General features: G+C 51.0%; 17 protein-coding genes. 11 read left to right on the top strand and 6 right to left on the bottom strand.

The features are described from left to right. Positions 1 to 20 precede the first annotated feature (20 nt). Both C5S61_RS13055 and xerA read right to left on the bottom strand, forming a co-directional pair. Positions 21 to 1,400 carry a glycine--tRNA ligase gene (locus C5S61_RS13055; RefSeq protein ID WP_110515490.1) on the bottom strand — a complete coding sequence of 460 codons (1,380 nt, stop codon included), beginning with the start codon at positions 1,398 to 1,400 and terminating at the stop codon, positions 21 to 23. A gap of 426 nt (positions 1,401 to 1,826) precedes the next feature. Next, complete coding sequence (gene xerA, locus C5S61_RS13050; RefSeq protein WP_110515489.1) at positions 1,827 to 2,747, bottom strand: site-specific tyrosine recombinase/integron integrase; 921 nt, start codon at positions 2,745 to 2,747, stop codon at positions 1,827 to 1,829. Between the two features lie 415 nt (positions 2,748 to 3,162). On the opposite strand from xerA, the gene C5S61_RS13045 reads away from it, so the two are divergent. The 6 genes from C5S61_RS13045 to C5S61_RS13020 all read left to right on the top strand — a co-directional run bounded on the left by C5S61_RS13045 (position 3,163) and on the right by C5S61_RS13020 (position 9,245). Further along, positions 3,163 to 3,495 carry an FmdB family zinc ribbon protein gene (locus C5S61_RS13045; protein ID WP_110515488.1) on the top strand — a complete coding sequence of 111 codons (333 nt, stop codon included), beginning with the start codon at positions 3,163 to 3,165 and terminating at the stop codon, positions 3,493 to 3,495. An 83-nt stretch (positions 3,496 to 3,578) separates the two neighbouring features. Next, positions 3,579 to 4,340, top strand: coding sequence for a serine O-acetyltransferase (cysE, locus tag C5S61_RS13040; RefSeq protein WP_110515487.1), 762 nt, complete (start codon positions 3,579 to 3,581; stop codon positions 4,338 to 4,340). Positions 4,341 to 4,371: 31 nt separating this feature from the next. Beyond that, the gene (gene cysS, locus C5S61_RS13035) at positions 4,372 to 5,772 is read left to right on the top strand and encodes a cysteine--tRNA ligase (protein WP_110515486.1); all 1,401 of its coding nucleotides are present in this window, start codon (positions 4,372 to 4,374) and stop codon (positions 5,770 to 5,772) included. Positions 5,773 to 5,971: 199 nt separating this feature from the next. After that, positions 5,972 to 6,937, top strand: coding sequence for a 50S ribosomal protein L11 methyltransferase (locus C5S61_RS13030; RefSeq protein ID WP_110515485.1), 966 nt, complete (start codon positions 5,972 to 5,974; stop codon positions 6,935 to 6,937). Next, positions 6,937 to 7,680 (top strand): 16S rRNA (uracil(1498)-N(3))-methyltransferase, encoded by a 744-nt coding sequence (locus C5S61_RS13025; protein WP_110515484.1) that lies wholly within the window; start codon positions 6,937 to 6,939, stop codon positions 7,678 to 7,680. The genes C5S61_RS13030 and C5S61_RS13025 overlap by 1 nt, the downstream gene beginning before the upstream one ends. Before the next feature lie 146 nt (positions 7,681 to 7,826). Further along, on the top strand, positions 7,827 to 9,245 hold the full coding sequence (locus C5S61_RS13020) for a S41 family peptidase (protein WP_110515483.1): 1,419 nt from the start codon (positions 7,827 to 7,829) through the stop codon (positions 9,243 to 9,245). A 43-nt stretch (positions 9,246 to 9,288) separates the two neighbouring features. Here the strand turns inward: C5S61_RS13020 and C5S61_RS13015 are convergent, their stop codons facing one another. From C5S61_RS13015 to pepF, 4 genes are all read right to left on the bottom strand, one after another. Then, the gene (locus C5S61_RS13015) at positions 9,289 to 10,467 is read right to left on the bottom strand and encodes a copper amine oxidase (protein WP_110515482.1); all 1,179 of its coding nucleotides are present in this window, start codon (positions 10,465 to 10,467) and stop codon (positions 9,289 to 9,291) included. Positions 10,468 to 10,477: 10 nt separating this feature from the next. Next, positions 10,478 to 11,242 carry a hypothetical protein gene (locus tag C5S61_RS13010; RefSeq protein ID WP_110515481.1) on the bottom strand — a complete coding sequence of 255 codons (765 nt, stop codon included), beginning with the start codon at positions 11,240 to 11,242 and terminating at the stop codon, positions 10,478 to 10,480. Between the two features lie 175 nt (positions 11,243 to 11,417). Then, positions 11,418 to 12,521: an aminopeptidase gene (locus C5S61_RS13005; RefSeq protein WP_110515480.1), complete on the bottom strand. Its 1,104-nt coding sequence runs from the start codon at positions 12,519 to 12,521 to the stop codon at positions 11,418 to 11,420. A 63-nt stretch (positions 12,522 to 12,584) separates the two neighbouring features. Further along, entirely contained in the window at positions 12,585 to 14,396 is a 1,812-nt protein-coding gene (pepF, locus tag C5S61_RS13000; protein WP_110515479.1) for an oligoendopeptidase F, read from the bottom strand. Positions 14,397 to 14,628: 232 nt separating this feature from the next. On the opposite strand from pepF, the gene C5S61_RS12995 reads away from it, so the two are divergent. The 5 genes from C5S61_RS12995 to C5S61_RS12975 all read left to right on the top strand — a co-directional run bounded on the left by C5S61_RS12995 (position 14,629) and on the right by C5S61_RS12975 (position 21,174). After that, positions 14,629 to 15,135, top strand: a complete 507-nt coding sequence (locus C5S61_RS12995) for a hypothetical protein (RefSeq protein WP_110515478.1) — start codon at positions 14,629 to 14,631, stop codon at positions 15,133 to 15,135. 22 nt (positions 15,136 to 15,157) lie between these two features. Continuing rightward, a complete protein-coding gene (locus C5S61_RS12990) occupies positions 15,158 to 15,649 on the top strand; it encodes a hypothetical protein (protein ID WP_110515477.1) in 492 nt (163 codons plus the stop codon). Positions 15,650 to 15,753: 104 nt separating this feature from the next. Next, a complete protein-coding gene (locus C5S61_RS12985; RefSeq protein WP_110515476.1) occupies positions 15,754 to 16,734 on the top strand; it encodes an ABC transporter ATP-binding protein in 981 nt (326 codons plus the stop codon). Next, entirely contained in the window at positions 16,731 to 19,019 is a 2,289-nt protein-coding gene (locus C5S61_RS12980; RefSeq protein ID WP_110515475.1) for a stage II sporulation protein M, read from the top strand. Before C5S61_RS12985 ends, C5S61_RS12980 begins: the two co-directional genes overlap by 4 nt. 70 nt (positions 19,020 to 19,089) lie before the next feature. Further along, positions 19,090 to 21,174 (top strand): CHAT domain-containing protein, encoded by a 2,085-nt coding sequence (locus C5S61_RS12975; RefSeq protein ID WP_110515474.1) that lies wholly within the window; start codon positions 19,090 to 19,092, stop codon positions 21,172 to 21,174. The last annotated feature ends 166 nt before the right edge of the window (positions 21,175 to 21,340 follow it).

The following is a 21,340-nucleotide window of genomic DNA, read 5'->3' as shown; positions in this document are numbered from 1 at the left end:
AGCGGCTTTGAGTGAGCAGTTTAGACTAAGCGTTCGCGAATATAGGCGGCCAATTCGTTGATTGGAATCCGCACTTGGCTCATGGTGTCGCGGTCGCGCACGGTCACGGTGTCGGTCAAACTGGGATCATCGCCACGGCCCAAGGTATCAAAGTCGACGGTGATGCAGAACGGCGTACCAACTTCGTCGTGACGGCGATAACCCTTGCCGATGTTGCCGGTATCTTCGTAGAAAATGCGGCCAATGCCGGTTGCCATCAACAAGTTTTTAACAGCTTTGGCTTTTTCGACGATCTCTGGCTTGTTGCGGGCCAATGGCAACACCGCAACCTTGATTGGCGCTAAGTGTGGCTTGAGCTTCAACACAATGCGTTCTGAGCCGTTTTCCAAAGTTTCCTTGGTGTAGGCTTCGGTCAAAACCGCCAAAACCCCACGATCAACCCCTGCTGATGGCTCGATGACGAATGGCACCAGCGGTTTTTGGGTTTCTGGGTGCGGAATCGTCAGCTTGGCGGTGCTATCTTCGTTGGGATCGACGTTTGCCGATAAGCCAAAATCTGCTTGGCTGCGGGTATGCGAGCCAAGGTCGAAATCGGTACGATTGGCAATCCCCTCTAATTCTTCCAAACCATGCGGGAATTTATACAGAATATCGACGCAGGCTTTGGCATAGTGGGCTAGTTCATCGCCTGCTTGATGATAGGCCTGCAGATTTTCGCTGAGCAAGCCTTGATCGCGCCACCATTGCAAACGGGCATCGACCCATTGGCTATGCCATTGATCGTCGGTACCAGGCTGCACAAAGAATTCAAGCTCCATTTGCTCAAATTCACGCACGCGGAAGATAAAGTTGCGTGGCGTAATTTCGTTGCGAAAAGCCTTACCAATTTGGGCAATCCCAAATGGCAAACGGCGCGCGGTTGAATCGACCACGTTTTTGAAGTTGGTAAAGATGCCTTGGGCAGTTTCAGGCCGCAAATAGGCAAACGAGCCTTCTTCGGCAACTGGCCCGACGGCGGTTTTGAACATCAAATTGAATGGACGTGGCTCGGTCAGATCGGTTGAGCCACATTTTTCACATTTGTTGTCTTTGAGTTGGTCGGCACGCCAACGGCTTTTACAATTGCGACAATCGACCATTGGATCGGTAAAGGTTGCTTCGTGGCCAGAGTGGCGCAGCACCAAGCGATGGGTCAAAATCGAAGCATCGAGGCCTTCCACATCGTCGCGTTCATAGACCATGGCTCGCCACCACGCGGCTTTGAGATTATTTTTGAGCTCAACCCCCAACGGGCCGTAATCATAGGTTCCCTGCAAACCGCCATAAATATCCGAGCCAGGAAAAATAAAGCCCCGCCGCTTGCATAATGAAACCAATTCATCCATCGTTGTTGCTGGCATAAAAACCTCCATGAAAAGGATGAAGGATGAGGGATGAGGGATGAAAATATTCCAAATCACTGATCGATTGATCACAATTGTGGAAACGTTCAGCCTATTTCATCCTTTATTCTTCATCCTTCATCCTTGCTAAAAACGGTCATCCCCAGGCAACGCTATTGCTAGCACTGCCTGGGGACGAAGAAAAAACGCTTCGCGGTTCCACCCCAGTTCCTTAGTTCAACACCAAGGCACCTTTGAGATCTATTGTAATTGGCTCCCCGTCGCCATTCTGCTGGTTTCGGCGTGTGGGCTTGCACTATCCCCACATCGCTGCACGCTACGTTCCAGCCTACTTCTACGGTTCGTCGCCAATAGGCATCATGTTGTTGGGGTTAACTCTAGCATAGCTGCTAGCAAGTCTATTCAGCCCAACGACTGATTTGCTTAGGCGCTAAATTCGACTTCGGCGGCATCAGCGATTTTTGGGCGCTGCGCTGCTTGATCGTATTTAACGTTGCGGTCGTTACTTACTTGGGTATAAATTTGCGTTGTTGAAATACTTGCATGGCCAAGTAACTCTTGCACTTCGCGCAAATCCCGGCCCCGATTGAGCATATGGGTTGCGAACGAGTGGCGCAAGGTATGAGGGGTTAAATCGCTCAGGCCTAAGCGTTCAGCATAGCCCTTCAAGATCAACCAAAAGCCTTGGCGGGTGAGCCGCTTGCCCCGATGATTGAGAAACAAGGCTGGGTCGCCGCCGTTACGGCTAATCTGGCCACGTGCCATATCGTGATATTCTTCCAAGGCGGTGCTTGGGCTGCCAGCAATCGGCAAGCTACGCTCCTTATTGGCCTTGCCCAAGCAGCGAATCTGATGGGTATTCAGATCGACATCTTGAACATCAAGCGCAACCAACTCGCTGACGCGCATGCCAGTGGCATACAACACTTCGAGCATGGCTTTATCGCGCAGGCCTTCGGGGCCGCTAGTCGTGAGGGGCAATTCAAGCAGTTCGTCAACTTGCGCGACCGTAATCGCTTTGGGCAAGAAACGATCAACCTTGGGCGAATCCAAGTTTTCGGTTGGATTCGTGGCAATAATATGTTGGCCTTGCAGGTATTCAAAAAACGATTTAATTGCAGCAGTACGACGTGCGATCGTGGAGGTTGCGTAGCGCTTTTCTTTGAGAAAGAGCAAGAACGCCAACAGGTCATCGCGGGAGACGCTGCTCCAGCTGCCTGCATTGCGTTCGACAATAAAGGTAACAAATTGGTCGAGATCGGTTCGATATGCGGCAATAGTGTTACTGGTTAAACCGCGCTCAACCGTTAAATAGGCTAAAAACTGTTCTAGCTGCTGCTGCATGAGCACCCTCCAACGTCGGGATATGCGTTTCCAAAATTCCCCGCAGCGCCTATGGTAGCACCAAGAATTGCTTATGTCAAAGATGATTGTTTAGTGGGGATTGGGGATTGGGGATCGGATTTTTAACGCAGAGGCGCAGAGACAGTGTGGCTATAGGCTATTGGAATATAATCAAAAAATCTGGGTGATTTGTGGCTAAAAAACTTAACTTCGCGTCCTTCGCGCTCTTCGCGGTTCCGTGCTTCGTGCTCTTCGTGTCCTTCGTGGATCAAAACGAACTCCCATCTATGCTCTATGTTCTTTGCTCTATGTTCTTTGCTTGGTTGATCAGCGACCATAATTACGGTAGAATGAAGCAATGTGCCTTTTGGGGCTTTGTTGCGTTAAACTTTCATCCTGTCGGAGGTATGGTAACGTGCCAACCTATGTGTATGCGTGCCAAGCATGTGGCGCACAATTCGAGCAATTTCAACGCTTCTCTGACGAGCCGCTGACAATCTGTCCGCGCTGTCAAGGCACGATCAAACGTGTATTTCAGCCGGTTGGGGTGGTATTCAAGGGTAGTGGATGGTATATTAATGATAGTCGTTCAGGCAATAACAGCACCAGTAGCAGCAAATCAAGCACACCTGCATCAACAAATAGCGATGCCAGTAGTGCTGCTGCGCCTGCCGCTGCAACCAGCGAAAGCAAGCCTGAAGCTCCCAAAGCCGAAACCAGCAAATCAGAGTCTTCGGCTGCGGCCTAAAGCGACATTCAAGAACCCAAGGTACTTGGCTTAAGGCTAATGGCCTTGGGCTTTCTTTTTGTCTGCGAAAGGAATGGATCGATATGAGGCATTGGTGGCGTTCGGTTCGCGAAGATATTCAGACAATTTTACACAATGACCCAGCTGCGCGCTCGATTTTTGAGGTGCTGCTCTACCCTGGGTTTCAGGCTGTCCAAATCCATCGCCTAACTCACTGGCTTTGGAAGCAAAAGTTGCCTTTTATTCCGCGCTTGCTTTCGCAACTCACGCGCTTTTTTACCGGCATTGAAATTCACCCCGGCGCGACGATTGGCCAGCGCTTGTTTATCGACCATGGGATGGGCATTGTGGTTGGCGAAACGGCGATTATCGGCGATGATGTGGTGATGTATCAAGGCGTAACGCTCGGCGGAACTGGCAAGGAAATCGGCAAACGTCACCCAACTATCGGCAACCACGTGGTGATCGGGGTTGGAGCCAAAGTGCTTGGGGCAATTACGATTGGCGAAGGCGCGCGCATCGGCGGTGGTGCGGTTGTGGTCAAGCCAGTGCCTGCCTATTCAACCGCAATTGGCGTACCTGCGCGGGTGGTGGCAACCCGCGACCCCCAAACTGGCCAAACCAATCGCGTTGAAATGTTGCCCGACCCTGAGGGCGCAATGTTGCGCTCACTCCACGAATCGGTCCAAACGCTCAATCAACGGGTGATCGAGCTAGAAAGCGCCATGGGCAGCCAAGCCTACCATATTGCCGTACTCAGCGCCCAACGTACCCCTGGCGACGATCCCTTCGATTGCCTTGAAGATTTGCAAAGTTACGAGATGCAATACGCTGACGGTATTTAGCTCTTTATTATTGTGTTGAGGAGCCAGATTTATGGCATTAGCAATTTACAACACCCTTACCCGCCAGACCGAGCCGTTTACACCGTTGGTTGCTGACCATGTGTCGATGTATGTCTGTGGGCCGACGGTGTATTCTGATGCCCATATTGGCCATGCCATGTCAGCTGTCGTGTTCGATGTTGTGCGGCGCTATTTGGAGTGGTCGGGCTATACGGTGCGCCATGTGATGAATTTTACCGATGTTGACGATAAAATTATTCGCCGCGCCAACGAACAAGGTCGCGACCCGATGGAATTGGCCGAAAGCTATACCTTGGCCTTTCTTGAGCAATTGGGCCAGTTGAATGTGCTTCCTGCCACCGCCTACCCACGGGTTTCAACCACAATTCCGCAAATTATTCAGTTTATTGAAGGCCTGATTGCCAAAGATGCTGCCTATCATGCCAGCAATGGCGATGTCTATTTTCGGGTGCGTGGCGATGAAGATTATGGCAAGCTTTCGCGGCGCGCCGTCGACGATATGCGTTCTGGCGCACGGATCGCTCCCGACGAAGCCAAAGACGATCCTTTAGATTTTGCCTTGTGGAAATCGGCCAAGCCCGGCGAGCCAGCCTGGGAAAGCCCATGGGGCCAAGGCCGACCTGGTTGGCATATCGAATGCTCGGCCATGAGTTTGCACGAATTAGCTGAGCAAATTGATATTCACGGCGGCGGCAACGACCTCATTTTCCCCCACCACGAAAATGAAATTGCCCAAACCGAATCATTGACGGGCAAAAATTTTGCCCAAGTCTGGATGCATAATGGCATGCTGCAATTGGCTGGCGAGAAAATGAGCAAATCGCTGGGCAATTTGATCACGATTGATCAATTTTTAAGCGAACACTCCGCCGATATTATGCGCTTGCTGGTGCTTTCTGGCTCGTATCGTGCGCCATTGGTTTATAATGAAGAGGTTTTGGCTGATACCGAACGCAAACTCGAGCGCATCATGTCTGCTTTGAAGCCAGCCCACGGCACAACGACCAGCGGCGCGGTGGTTGATACGCTCAATACTATCGTTGCTAAAGCTCCAGCCGATTTCCGCAGCGCGATGGATAGCGATTTCAACAGCGCAGCGGCTTTGGCGGTGCTGTTTGATTTGGTGCGTTCGATCAACGCAGCGCGTGATGCTGGCGTTGGTGGCGAGCCATTCGAGGCTGCTCAAGCCCGCTTGCGCGAATTGGCAGCGGTGCTCGGCCTGCGCTTGGAAGCAAGCAGTGCTGGCAAAACCGATGCAGCGCCATTCATCGAATTGTTGATTGAGCTACGCGCCGAATTGCGCAAAGCCAAGCAATGGGCACTCTCCGATTTGGTGCGCAACCGCCTGAGCGAGCTTGATGTGCAGCTCGAAGACGGCCCAACTGGCACAACGTGGACAGTGAAAGGATGAGGGATGAGGGATGAGGGATGAGGGATGAGGGATGAGGGATGAGGGATGAGGGATGAGGGATGAGGGATGAGGGATGAGGGATGAGGGATGAGGGATTTTACGGCTTTAAATTATTTTTGCTTTCTAAAAAGGCCTGAATTATGAGAAATGAGGTTCATCCTTTATCCCTCATAATTCATCCTTCCAAATAGGGGTTTTTATGCAGTGGCTCGAACTGAGCGTGACCGTCGATACCGAAGCGGTCGAAAGTGTGTCGGAATTATTTGCCCAATATGGCTATAACGGTGGCGTGGCCGTCGAAGAGGCCATCATCCCATCGCTCGACTCACCAGAATATCAAATTGATACCAATAAACCAGTGATTGTGCGCACCTACTTACTGGCCAACGAGCAAGCAGCCGATGCCCAAACCAACATCGAACGCAGCTTGTGGGTGCTTGGCATGATGCGTCCGGTTGGCGATTTGCAGGTTAAAACCATCGCCGAAGAAGATTGGGCCAACGCTTGGAAAGAGCACTATCGCACCCGCCGCATCGGCCAGCGTTTTGTAATTGTGCCTTCGTGGCTAGAACACGAAGCTACTGAAAACGATGTGGTGCTCAATCTCGACCCAGGCATGGCCTTTGGCACTGGCTTGCACCCTACCACCCAACTCTGCCTTGAATTGATGGAATTGATCGAATTTAACAACACCACGGTGCTTGATCTTGGCTGTGGCTCGGGGATTTTGGCGGTTGGCGCGGCCAAGCTTGGCTCGCAACGAGTTTTGGCCTTGGATACCGACCCAATTGCGGTTGAAGCAACTGCCGAAAATGCCCGCATCAATCACGCTGAAACCTTGGTAACGGCCTTGGAAGGTAGTTTGGGCGATGCGCCGTTGGAACATTGGCTTGGCTGGGAAGGTGCACAACTTGGCACGCCGCAAAGCTATCGCCATCATAACGAGTTCGATGTGATTTTGGCCAATATTTTGGCCAAAGTGCATGTTGTTTTGGGTAATGATTACCTTGCGGCGCTCAAACCAGGCGGCGTGCTGATTACCTCAGGCATTATCAACGAGCGCGAAGCCGATGTGGTGGCAGCATTTGAGGCGGTAGGTTTAGAGCAAGTTGAACGACGCACCCAAGGCGATTGGGTTGCTTTTACCCATCGCAAGCCAGCCTAATGAAAAATACCTATCGTTTTTTTGTGCCAGCCGAGGCCATTCAGGGCGAAGCCTTGCATGTGACTGAGCGCGAGTTGCTGCACCAATGGAATAATGTGCTGCGTTTGCGCGTTGGTCAGCATATTGCGCTGCTCGATGGCCTTGGCACGGGCTATATTGCCGAATTGGTCAGCTTGAATAAGCGCGAAGCTCAAGGCCGAATATTGCAACGCTATGCAGCCAATGGCGAGCCAAGTATCAACGTCACGCTTTATCTTGCCCTGACGCGCGGCGAACGCTTCGAAATCGCCTTGCAAAAATGCACTGAATTGGGCGCAACCGCGTTTGTACCGTTGCTCTGCGAGCGCTCGCAAGCTGATGTTACACTAACCAAACGCGAACGTTGGCAGCGGATTATTCGCGAGGCCGCCGAGCAAGCTGGCCGTGGGCGCTTGCCGATCTTGCACGAAGCGCAAACCGTGGCCCAAGCCTTGCCTCAAGCTCGTGGGCATTTGCTGTTGGCCGAAACTGGCCAAACTATGGCCTTCAAGGCAGCCTTAGCCTTGGAGCCACGTCACGAACTTGGCATTTGGAGCGGCCCTGAGGGCGGCTGGACTGAAGCGGAGCTTGAAGCTGCCAACCAAGCAGGCTTGCTCAGCGTGAGTTTGGGCACGCGGATTTTACGCGCCGAAACTGCACCAATTGCCGCTTTGGCAGCGATCATGTTTCAATTCGATCAATGGTTTAGCCCAAATTCGTGCTAGCATGAACCATAGTCTGAGAACTAATACCGCGTAAACTAACCCATTTCGATTGCTAATGCCAACCTAACCTACAAGCAGTTGCTTAAGTTGTACACTGCATACAGGCTGGATTAGCCTAGGTTAAATTGCTTGAAACGAGGTTTTCTATGAGCGAGTTCCAGCCCAGATCGGGCGCTTCCGCAACCCAAACATCAAAGCTTTGGGTTGTGTTGGGTGGGATTGTTGGTGTCTTGCTGATTGTTGGCATCGCCCTTGGCGCTGGTTTTTATTGGGGTAGCTCATCGAAAGAACAGGCGCTGATCACTGCTAATCAAGCAGGAACGAGCGATGGTTCGAATTCGTTGCAAGCAACGCAAATGGCTGCTCCCCCTGCCAATGCAGACGAAAATTTTCAGACTTTTTGGGAAGTTTGGAATCTGGTCAATAAAGAGTTTTATCATACTGAGCCAATCGACGAGAAAAAAATGATGTATGGCGCAATTCGCGGCATGCTGCAATCACTCGGCGATGATTTTACTGGTTTTCAAGAGCCAGAAGCCGCTGAACGCTCACGCGAAGATATGCGCGGCAACTTCGAGGGCATTGGAGCCTACGTCGAATATAAAGACGGCCAGATTATGATTGTCTCGCCAATCGAAGGCTCGCCTGCTGAAAAAGCCAATGTGCGCGCTGGGGATATTGTGGTGGCAGTCGATGGCAAACAAATTAGCGAAGTTATCGCCAATCTCGAACGCGATCAAGCTTTGGCTGAGGCGATTAAGCTCATTCGCGGCCCCAAAGGCTCGCAAGTCGTAATCACGGTTTATCGCACCAGCGATGAAAAACAGCTCGATATTTCAATTGTGCGCGATACGATTCCGTTGATTAGCGTGCGCTCAACCATGATTGGCGATATTGGCTATATTCAATTGAGCGAGTTTAAGCAAACATCCTACGACGAAATGGATCAAGCAATTGCCAAACTCAAACCCAATAATCCCAAAGCGATTATTTTTGATTTGCGCAATAACCCTGGTGGCTATGTCAATCAGGCCCAAAATATTCTTGGCCGTTTTACCAAAGATGGTGTAACCCACTATCAAGAAAATAGTGATGGCACTCAAAAAGAATATCGGACCCTGCAACAAGGCGATGCTGAAGAGTTATTCGATCTGCCGGTGGTTGTGTTGGTCAATGGTGGCTCAGCTAGCGCCTCGGAGATCGTTTCTGGCGCAATGCAAGATACCAAACGCGCAACCTTGATTGGTGAAAAAACCTTTGGCAAAGGTTCAGTCCAAAGCGTGCATACGCTCAGTGATAAATCGGAAGCACGGATTACAATCGCGCACTGGTTAACGCCCAACAAGCGCGCAATCCACACATTGGGAGTTACACCCGATTATGTGGTGCCATTCTCCGATGATGCAAGCCAATATCCAGTTGAATGTATTTTGAACCGTACGCCAGCAGATGGCGCAACTGCCTGTGCTGATTCGCAATTATTCTGGGCATTGAAGTTCTTAGACGAACAACAAACCCCACCACCACCACCAACCCCAACCATTACGCCAACGCCTGGTAAATAGGCGACAAAAACGCCCGCTCAAGCTTTGAGCGGGCGTTTGTTTTTTAGCGTTGTTGGCTGGCGTATAAGTCGCGGGGAACCATCTGGAAGCTGCTCCAGTGGGCCGACATTAATGGATCATCTTCGTCGCGGGGCAGGTGATGGAAGGTCATTCCATACCAAACGATTGGGTCGGCCAAGGTTTGGTTATTGACAAAACCGCTGACATCATCGGCACAGCTGCTGCCTTCATTGTGCGAAGCCCAGCGTTCGCAGGGGTTGTTTTCGGTCACATAGACATCGTTCTTCGTCCATGGCTCAAATGCAGGGCCACGGAACACATGATCGGAGTTGCCAACGATGTCATATGAGATTTCGTGCCCATCGCTATTCAGGACACTGCTATTTTTGACCCGCCATGAACGGAAATTTTCAGGGTTAACTTGAGTGGCGGTTTCAGTGGTATAGGCTCGCACTTGTAAGCCACGTTGGGCTGTGCCACTTGAATCGAATTCGATCTGCTCAACGACGTTATTGCTGTTGCCGCCAAGCGCAAAGTCGATGCGCCAGTAGTAATTGTGGACGTGTGATGTGCCATATTGACACCCGCTGGCATCGATCTTCCAACCATATTTGGCCACATTGGTACATTTTTGCAATTTACCAGTTGCGCCGATGCCTGGCTCAATTGTGGCATCATCGTGGAAAATCCATTGGCTGACATAGTTATAGGCACCAATGTGTGAAACTGAGCGCACCACCAAGGCCGAGCCTTGCTTCACTTGGGCATAGTATTTGTAGGCATAGCCGGTTGGCACAACTGTGGCACACAGCACATTACGCCCATTATTTTGCAACAAGGTTCCTTCTGGGCAATCTGCTGCCGTCATGTTATTCAGGTGGCCGCCACCCAAGCCATAATCTGAGAGGTCGTGAAAACGGGCGGTATTATCGTCGTATGGGACGTGAATTTGGGCCAAATTAATTTGGTTGATAATTGAAATTGAGCTGCCACCTGGTGGCGTGTAGCGAATGCCGCGCAGTACAATCCCTTCGCTGCTGCGTTCTTCCCAACATAATGTCCAGTTGGCTCCGTTTTCCAAGGTTTTGTTAATCGTAAAACTGCCGCTCGAACAACGGTCACGGGTTTGCGCATTGGCCACTTGCTGCGAGTTTGTGCTAAGCAGACTGGCCCCAATTAATAGCATGCCAAGTAGCATGCCCCAACGTGCTGAAAGCTTCATCGCCAGGCTCCTAACGTTTCAAACTAACCACAAGGCCATTCGAAAGATCAACAATCGGGGTGCTCTCAATCGCCCATTCATCATCGGCGCTGAGCAGCAATTGAACACAGCGATTTTGTTGGCAACTGCGCAAAACAGCGGCGTTATCAACTTGTGGTTCGGCAATATAGACGAAGCCTGCCGTCCGGAATTGGCTGGCCTTGGTCAGGCTCTTGCCAGTTAAGGCTTGATACTCGCCGCGTAATTGTGGCCCAAAGGTAGGGTGATCCAAGACCAATTGCAAGGCGCGTGTGGTTTCGCGATCGGTCGGGTGTGGTTGGCTGCCTCGTGCTTGATCAAGCACATCGACTTTGCCAGTGCTCAGGTTGACCAACACCGCGACCAAGCTGTTTTTGGCATAATCGAAAATCAGCACATCGGCGCGGCGTTGCCATGAGCCCTTGTTGTAGACCGCTTGAATTTCTTCGTGGCGTTCGGTTTTGACGAATTCCAACTGCGCATCAGCAGGCACGGCCTTGTTTTCGACAACTTTGCCGCGTTTGGCTTGCCATTCGTTGAGCGCAATCTTCTGGGCTTGCTCAATTTCGGCCAACGATAAGGGATCATAGCCTGAGCGATTGGTCTGGGCGGCGATTTCGACCTTGCCAGTAACCGTGTTGGGGGCGGCGGTGGCCTGCGGATCACGCCGCAGATAGACGATCAGCAGGGCAACCAACGCGCCGCATGTCAGCCATGCAACGTTTTTGAGCACTGCCCGTGAGCGAGATACGACCATCGGACTCTCCTTACAGCAGAAATGGTTCAATAATCAGACAGCTGCAGCAAGCGGGGTTGGGCCAGAAACCAACCAAACCACCAGCTGCGTCACTGCCTGCATCATAGCCTAAAGGGTATGAACAGTGTTGTTCATACCCTCGAACATGCTTAAGTTGGAAGAAAACAGGGAAGGTTTAGACCACGAATGTGCCGTTTTTCTCGAACAGTTGGCCATCGACATAGACTTCGCTATTTTGGCGCAAATCGCAAACCATATCCCAGTGGATTGCCGATTGGTTTAAGCCGCCAGTTTCAGGGTAGGAAGCGCCGAGTGCCATGTGGATTGTACCACCCATTTTCTCATCGAATAAAATGTTGCGGGTGTAGTTTTTGATGTTGGGGTTGGTGCCAAAGGCAAATTCGCCCAAAACCCGTGCCCCATTATCAACGTTCAACATTTGCTCAAGGAAATCTTGGCCGCTCTTGGCAGTGGCCTTAAAAACTTTGCCATCCTCAAAGGTCAATTGCACATCTTCGACTTCGCGTCCATTATAGATCGCTGGGAAGGAGAAGCGTACAATCCCATTAACATTATTTTCTTCGGGGCCGGTAAAGAACTCGCCATCAGGGAAGTTGGAATCGCCAGCACAATTGACAAAACTGCGTCCAGCAATGCCCAAGCGAATATCGGTGCCTTCGCCCAAGATATGCACTTCGCGCTTGCCTTCTAAGAAATTAATTAAATGCGCTTGTTTGTCGTGAAGTTCTTGCCACTTGGCGATCGGGTCGGCTTCGTTCAAGAAACACACACCATAGACAAAATCTTCAAAATCGGGCAAGCTCATGTTGGCATCTTGGGCCAAGCCCTCGGTTGGAAACAGCGTCACACACCAGCGAAAATCGCCAGCATGGGTGCGCGACATCAATTTGCCCATCAATTCGCTACGCGATTTTTGGAATACCGATTGGCGCTCTGGGTCGACTTGTGAAAGTTCGCGAGTGTTGCTTTGCGCATCAATCCGAATTCGCACATCGGCGGTTTCAATCCCCAAGCGATCGTAGGGTGAGATCCATTGTAACTGCTGATCGTTGCCATGATTGAGCAAAATTCGCGAGATGCCAGGCATAACGGTGTGCACAACCGGATTGCCACCGACCAGCAAAATTTCGCGATACATCTCTTTGATCAAAGGTGCGGCTGCTGGTTCGCTTTGCAAAACCACCATTTCGCCTTCTTTGATCTTCATTGAATAATTGACCAAGGTATGGGCCATTTTGACAACCCGTGGATCGGCCATGTCAACTCCTTACACAACAAAACAACTCGCCCTTCACAACGAAGGGCGAGCATCGAACCAGGATTAAGCTGTTAATTCATCGAGTTTGGTTACCAAATCGCCGAAGCGATTCATGGCACGATGAATGGGGTCTGGCGTTGTCATATCGACTCCAGCGCCCTTGAGCAGGTCAATTGATGATTTAGAATTACCACCACGCAAGAAATTGACATAATTTTCGGCAGCGCCAGGGCCTTCGGTCAAAATCTTATCGGCCAAGGCCAGCGCTGCTGAAATACCAGTCGAATATTGGTAGACATAGAACGAGCGATAGAAGTGGGGAATCCGCGCCCATTCAATATCTAATTCTTCATCGAAGACCAATTCAGGGCCATAGTATTGCTCGATCAAACGGCGATACAAGGCGCTGAGGGTATCGGCGGTCAGGGCTTCGCCTTGCTCGGCCATGCGATGGGTTTCGCGCTCGAATTCGGCAAACAAGGTTTGGCGCAACAACGTCCCGCGAATATCATCGATTTGCTGGGTGACCAATTGCAAGCGCAAGGCTGGGTCGTCGCTGGTTTTGAGCATATATTCGGCCAGCAAGGCTTCATTTAAGGTCGATGCGACTTCAGCCACAAACAACGTATAGCTGCCATAAGTATAGGGTTGATTTTTGCGGGTCAGCAACGAGTGCATCGAGTGGCCAAGCTCGTGGGCCAAGGTAAAGAGGCTATTCAAGTTATTTTTGTAATTCATCAAAATGAATGGTTGCGAGGTGTAGCAACCCCATGAATAGGCCCCTGAGCGTTTGTTTTTGTTTTCGTAGCGATCAACCCAGCGCGATTCAAGGCCATGGCCGAGGCTAGAGCTATACTCAGCGCCAAGTGGCTCCAAGGCGCTCAAAATTAACGAAGCCCCTTGCTCGAAATCAATTTTGGTTGGTGCAGCGCCATTCAAGGGCACAAACCAATCGTAGGCATGCAGGCTGTCGATGCCCAAAATGCGCTTGCGAACCGACCCATAGCGATGTAATTTGGGCAAGTGCTCGTGCACGGTGCTGATCAAATTATCATAAACGCTCATGGGAATTTCTTTGGGTTTTAGGCTGGCATCCAAGGCCGAATCGTAGCCACGCGCTTTGGCATAGAAAATATTGCTGCGCACATTGGTGGCATAGTTTGCTGCCAACATATTGCGAAACTGGCGATAGGTGCTGTGGATGCTCATAAAGGTGTCGCGGCGAATCCGTTGGTCGGGGTTTTCCAACAACACCGAATAGCGACCCATCGTAACTTCAACTGGCTTGCCTTGATCATCTTCAATTGGTGGGAATTTGAGGTCGGCATCGCTAAACATATTGAAGGTGGTTTGTGCGCCACGGCTAATCTCGCCGCTTTGGGCCAATAATTCCTCAACTTCGCCAGAGCGGGTATGTTCGCGCAGCCGAATTTGCTCTTCTAAGGCGCGGCGATACACTTCGAGGGCTGGCAAGGCGCTAATGTAGCCCAAAATTTGCTCGTCGGAAAGTGCCAATAACTCAGGCTCGATCCACGAAGTGGCGGCGCTGGCCTTAATCGAAAGCGCGGTGGCGCGTTCTTCGAGCGCTTGGTGATGTTGGTTGGCGGTGTCTTCGTCGGCGCGCAGGCTGGCGTAGACATAGATTTGTTCGAGCACCATGCCAAGCGCTTCTTGCGCTTGAAAGACTGCCAATAAGGCCTCAGGACCATTGGCTAGGCTGCCTTGCAGACTGGTCAAGGCTGGCAGCAAATCGTTGCTAATCCGTTCAACATCAGCCTCCCAAGCCGCTTGGTCTGCATACAGACTACTAATATCCCAAGTGTCTTCGGCGCTTACTTCCTCGCGGGTTGGTACCTGTTCTTCAACCATGGTCATGAGGGGGTTCTCCCGTTTAATGTCAATGCTTCAGTGCTGCACCATTGCAACACTGTTCCAGCAGAATGAATAACGATGGATACAGTATGCTGATTTTAGCATAAACTGCGCGATTTGCACTACCCGACTTTTGGCTGAACTGCTGTTAATTTGCTGCACATCTGCTGCTACCCAAGCCGCGCTTTGGCTATAGTAAAGCTAGTTGATTGATTCACGCAAAAGCGAGGTTTGAATGCACTATCCTCATGATCCAGTGTTTCCTAACTATCGTAAGCCTGAGCTGCCACCGGTTTTGCCCGATCATGGCGTATCGTGGCAACGCTGGTTTTGGCGGAGCTGGGGGTGGTTAATTATCACGACTACTGGAATCCAGCTGTTATATGTTGAAGCCTTCCTGCTTTTTGCGGTGCTTGGTTTGTTGATTAGCCTTGTACTAGGTTTTTGGGTCTGCATTTTCACGACGCTGGTTTTATATAAGCGCCAGATTGAGCGCCACGCCGCCTTTTGGTTTAGTGTGCATTATGCTGCTGGAGCAGCAATAGTGGTGGCGATTTTTTATTTCCTAACCGCATCGTGGCGGATCTGGAGCTTTGATAATAATCAGATTCGTATGCTGAGTGTTGAGTTGCCGATGATTAATTTTATTGTGGCGAGCGCTTTGGTTGGCTGGAACATGCAGGAATGGTTCAAGTTTCAGCAGCTTGATACGCCAGAAGTTGCATTAAAGCCTAAGGATTGATTGAAGTAAAAGCGGGGTTATTATGGACTATCAGGTTCCTAGTAGTGAATTGGTTCAAATAGTGCGCTGGCAAGCATGGTTTTGGCGTAGTTGGCGAGGGATCATTCTTGGCACGGGTCTCATCAATGGGGTTTTGGTGATGGGGACTACTTCTGGAATAGGCATGCTCATAGACTCTTTTTTGTTTTATGTTGTGCTTGGTGGCTTGATTGCGCTGGTGTTGGGATTTTGGGTGAGTGTTTTCACCACGATCGGGTTGTACAAACGTCACATTAAGCGTGATAAAACATGTTGGTTTTGTCTCTACTATGCGATTGGGGCGGCAATGATGGCATTGGGTTTTGGGTTTTTAGTGCCATATTGGGATCTTTGGTCGCTAATACCCCCTTGGTTTGGACAAGAGTATTTCGGTTTTCGGCTTGAATTCCTCGAGTTGCACATGCTTAATTTTATTGTAGCCAGTGCCTTGGTTGGTTGGCGAATGCAGAGTTGGTTAAAACAACCTGGGCACTAGCAGCACAATTGGACTATCGTAGGCTTGACAAGCGAGCGTTTTTGCGGTCTGGTATTGGTACGCCCTTTTTTCATGATGGTGGCGGTTTGGATAGGAGTTCTGCAATGATTGTTGCTGAAGAGTTACGCAAGCAATTTGGAGATTTTCACGCTGTCAAGGGCGTTTCGCTTGAAGTTAAGCCTGGTGAAGTTTTAGCTTTGCTTGGCCCAAATGGCGCTGGCAAAACCACCAGCATCCGCATGTTGGCGGCAATTCTCAAGCCAACCAGCGGGCGGGCCATTGTCGGCGGCTTTAATGTTGAAACCCATGCCCGTGAAGTGCGCCACGCTGTTGGCTTGCTGACCGAATTTCCAGGCCTCTACCATCGCATGAAATCGCTTGAGTATTTATTGTTTTTTGGGCGGCTGCAAGGCATGAATGATCGTGATTGTGGCAAGCGCGCTGTTGAGTTGCTGCAACAATTTGGCCTGTGGGAAGCTCGCGAAAAACGCATTGATGGCTATTCGAAGGGCATGAAACAAAAGTTGGCCTTAATTCGCGCCATGATCCACGATCCCAATATTTTGTATCTCGACGAGCCAACCACGGCCATGGACCCGCACTCGGCGCGAACGGTGCGCGATGCGATTGCCGGCTTGCGCTCGGCTCAACGCTCAATCATTCTGTGTACGCATAATTTGAACGAGGCCGAAGAATTGGCCGACCGCATCGCGGTTGTCCACGATGGCGGCATTGCCGTGCAGGGCTCGATTGCTGAGCTGAGCCAACAATTGATGGGCGACCCGATTTGGGAATTACGCTTGGCCCAACCCCAACCAGAGCTAGCCACTCGCCTAGCCGATTTGTTGACGATTGAAGCAGTTGGCAATAGTTGGTTGCGCTATCGCACGACCGAGCCACATACGCTTAATCCAAGTCTGATTCAACGGATTAGTGGTTGGGGCTGGCCATTGCTCTCGATCAACGAGGTGCAGCGCTCGTTGGAAGATGTGTATCTGACGATTGTTGGCCAAACCCACAACGAACGAGTTCGCAACCAGCCTGCACAGCCAAACGCTGCTGCGGTAGCCGAGGTAGCCGTATGAGCAATCAGGCCCTAACCATTACGCGCCGCGATTTACGCGATACGCTGAGCGATTGGCGCACCTTGATTCCGCTATGTATTCTTTCGGTGCTGTTGCCGCTGATTTTGCGGTCGGGCGTGGCCCAAGCAGTTAGTTTTCTCGACGATGAATTTATCAGTCGTAGCTTAGTGCCGCTTGGTTTGTTGATTGCTGGCTTCTTGCCTGCCTCGCTTTCCTTGATTGGCCCGCTGGAATCGTTTGTTGGCGAACGTGAGCGCTCAACCTTAGAATCGCTCTTGGCGATGCCGATGAGCGATCGCGGCTTGTATTTGGCTAAATTTTTTGCGGCGCTGTTGCCACCAATTGGTTCATCAGCAGTGGCGATGGTCATTTATAGCCTGGCGATTGAACTAGGGCGGCCTGTGCGTATGGCCTCGCTGCCAAATCGGGTTTTTCTGAGCGAGTATCTGACCACTGGCTGGATTCTTGGAATTACGGCGATTTTGCTGATTAAAGTCTTCACCATGGTTGCGGCAGCGGTTTATGTTTCTTCGCATACCACCAGCATTCGGGCTGCCAACTTACTTGCTAGTTTCATTCTGATTCCAATGGCGATTTTGGTGCAGATTGAATCTTTGATCATCATTAATGGCATGTCTTTGCCAATTATCGTGATCAATGGCTTGTTGCTGGTGGTTGGGCTGACGATGGTTGGCTGGGGTATGTATAGTTTCAATCGCGAGGAATTGCTCTCGCGCGAGCACGAAACGATCAGCAAACGCACCTCAACCCAGCGCTTGAGCCAAGCAACGACCACCCATGGCCCAGTGATGACGATTTTGCGCCGCGAAGCAACCGATACCTTGAGCGATTGGCGGATTTTGATTCCGATTGGGTTGTTAACCTTTTTGGTACCAATTGGGGCCTTGTTTGGCGTAATTTATGCCTACTCCAATGTTGATACCCCAGAAGGCGTGGTTAATTTAATTCCCTTTATTGTGTTGCTGGTGGGCTTTCTACCTGCGTCGTTTTCGTTGATTGTGGCACTGGAAGTGTTTGTTGGCGAGCGTGAACGTGGCTCGCTGGAATCGCTGTTCTCAATGCCAATTAGCGATGGTCAATTGTATCGTGGCAAGTTGTTGGCGGCGATTGTTCCGCCAATTGGGGCCAGCCTGATTGCGATGCTGCTGTTTGGAGTTGGCCTCAGTATCTTTGCACCAACTGCCTTGCTTGGCCGAGTTGATCTTGCGATCTTTGGTCAAATGGTATTGCTGAGCATTGCCCAGGCTTTGGCAATGGTTTCGGCAGCAGTCGTGATTTCATCACATACCAACACCGTGCGCTTGGCCAATTTATTAGCCAGCTTCATTTTGGTGCCAGTTGCAATTATGGTGCAGCTTGAGGCTGTGCTGATTATTGGCGAACGCTACGACGTGCTGAATGCAATTATGGCGGTGATGCTCATTTTGACGATTGTGCTTACCCGTACCGGCATTGGCAGTTTTAAACGCGAATCGATTCTATCGCGTGAGCATTTGGCGCTTAATGTTGGCCAAATTAATCGTGCCTTGAATGCCTTCTTTAGCGAAATTCGCCCTGCTGGCACCAATCCCGATAAGCATCTGCCAATGTTTCATGTGCAAACGGCCCAAGGTGCACAGCGCAATCTTGGCGCATGGCTCAAACGCTTCTATCGCCAAGAATTGGTGGTGGTTTGGCGCGAAACGCGCTTAGCCTTGCTTATGGTGCTGATTTGTTGTTTGGCGGCAATTATCTTTGGCAGCCAATTTACGCCAGAGAGCCAGCGCGAGCAATCGTTGGCCAATATCATGACGCGTTTGGATACGAATCGCGGGGCATTGGTTACGCCTCAATTAGGCACTATTTTGAGTGGCAATCTGTTTGCAATCTTTTTTACGGGCATGTTCTCAGCGCTTAGCTTGGGCTTTTTTGGCTTGATGGTGCCAGCGATTAATCTGATGAGCATCTCGTTTCGTGCGAGTACGCTGGCAGCGAGTGGCGGGCTTGGAGCTGGGCTGAATTATCTGATGGCCTATGAACTACCTCATGGCCTGATTGAAATTCCGCTGAGCATGTTTGCTGCGGCCTTGGCTTTGCGGCTGGGTGCATCCTTGGCCTTTGTGCCACCAACCTATAGCGCTGGACGACATTTGCTCTGGGCTTGGGGCATGTATTTGAAAGTATTTTGCTTGGTTATTGTGCCCGGGCTTGTGCTAGCGGGTTTAGTTGAGGTTTTGCTTACGCCAGCCGTATATCAAATGGTCTATGGGTTTTTGGCGATTTAGCCTGTTGACAAGCCATGAAGCAGCTTCGTACAATGGAGTCAGCACTTGGTACTGCTAGGAGGGTACTTTGATGGTGGCTCCTTCTGCGCTTGCGTTAATTTTGCCTGCTGGGATGCCCTTGGCAACCGCTTTGATGATCGTCAATCAACGCCACGTCGATTGGCTGGTGATTACGCCTACGCCCAACCCCAAAGAGGGCGATCAGGCCACGTTAATTGCTGTGGCTGAGCTGAAACAAAGCGCTGTTTCGGTCGTTGGGGCATTGGCTGGCATTACAGTCACGATCATCCGGATCTTTCCTGATCGCACAGCTCATTGGCAGAGCGATCCAGTTGTCCCCAAACATATCGATGATTATCGCAACTCAGATGAGACTGGTACTGTAACTCCAATCCAACTGCGGGTGGTGAATGCAGCGCTGTATTATGCAGATGATCCGCCGGATTTGGTCGCTGCTACTACCACTTTAGCGGTCGACAGCCGCTATCATTTGCGGATTAATATTGGCCAGCGCCGCAGCGATTCGCGCATAGCCACTGCTGAAGCCTTGCCAACGCCCGAAACAAGCGAGGATTTGCCCTTATTTATCAGTGTGTCGAGCAAAGGCCAGTATTTGGTGTTTGAAGCACCGATGCAGCAGTTGAGTTTGCCGCCAACGGGCGATAGCCAAACCATCCAATTTAGCCTCACTACGCAGCAGGCAATTGATGATGTGCCGCTGTGGATCAATATTTATTACAATTGGACTCTGCTGCAAACGCTTGAATTGCATTTCAAAATCACCCCCGTTGAGAGCGATTTGCCAGCGCCATTATTGGCTCGGATTAGCTATTCGCGCACGGCGGGCTTTGCAGATTTGGCGGCGATTCGGCCCAAGAAAATCAGCTGCACATTAACTGGCGATGGTGAGTTTTATCGTATGAACGTGGCATGGCCTGATGAAGGCCCAAGTACCCGTCGCGGCGAACAGCGTGGCTTGAATGTGCTGTTGCCAATTAATGCGGCCAGCCTGAGTAACGAAATTCTTCAAGCCCGCAACACGCTCTACGACATTACGTGGCAACCATCGTATCGCCAAGGCACGCGCGGCAAGTTGGCCGAACGGCGCGAAAGCTTGTATCAATTGGCGGTCGTCGGCAATCGGCTGTATGCTGCTTTATTTGCCCCAAGTGGCGCTACTGCCGAACAAGCAGCATCGTTAGCAGCCTTGCGCACATGGCTCGAAACAATTAGCGCTGAGCAAAGTTTGCCAGCCTTGCAGATTATTCATCACGGTATGCCCAGCGGCGTGCCGTGGGGCTTGCTCTACCCTGAGCCAGTCAACGACCCAAACGCTGTTGATTTGAACAAATTTTGGGGTTGTCGCTATCGCTTGGAAATTATGACCACGCAGCTGGCCCAAAATGCTCAGCAAGCGCCAAGTGCTCAGCCGCGATTGCAGATTGGCGGCGGAACCTATACCTTTCGCGTGCCGCTGGCCGATAGTGTGGTTGATATAACCCAACAGCATCGCGCAGCCTTGCAAGCTTGGAGCGATAGCCGTGGCAATGTTGTGTTGGATCTGCGTGAGGCTGGCGATAAAACCAGCCTTGGCCCGTTATTCAGCCAAAGCGATATCGTCTATATGTATTGCCATGGTCACACCGCCAAAACTCCCGACGATACCTCGGATTGGCTGGCCAAGTTTCGCGATCAGATGGCACGTTTGGATGAGGGTGTGCGTAGCAAATACAGCGATCTGCTGAGCTTGAGCCAAAAAGAATATCAGCCAAGCGACCCAAATATTAGCGATAGCTGGCTGAAATGGAACCAAAGCATGTTGACGTTGCGCTTACTGAGCCAATGGGGCTTAAAACTGGAACGCAAACCGTTGGTGATTTTGAATATGTGCGAATCGGCCCAAGTGCTGCCAACCCTGAGCAGCGGCTTTATTCCCTTTTTCAGCCAACTTGGCGCACGTGGCATTTTGGGCACCGAATGCCCAATGCTAGCTCCATTTGCGGCGGCCTTCGGCCAAAAATTAATCGAACGCTTGGGCCAAGGCGAGGCGATGGGCGATATTCTGCCAGCCTTGCGACGCTACTTTATCGAAGAAGAGCGCAATCCCTTGGGCTTGGCCTATACCTATTATGGCGATGCTGATGTCAAGGTTTAATGAGGGATGAAGAGCGTTCCCTCACCCCCCAGCCCCAACCTTTCAAGGGTAGGTAGTTCGGGGAGGAAACGACAAACGGCAGAGAATTCGCGTATACTGGACGTGTCAGCACCCATGTCTACGAGGAATTCTATGCCGTTCCATGCTAGTTTAGCCGATTGGGAAG

The sequence above is a fragment of the Herpetosiphon llansteffanensis genome (assembly GCF_003205875.1).
Lineage (GTDB): Bacteria > Chloroflexota > Chloroflexia > Chloroflexales > Herpetosiphonaceae > Herpetosiphon > Herpetosiphon llansteffanensis.
Note: the sequence above shows the minus strand (reverse complement) of the source record. Positions and strands in the feature narration are given on the sequence as shown.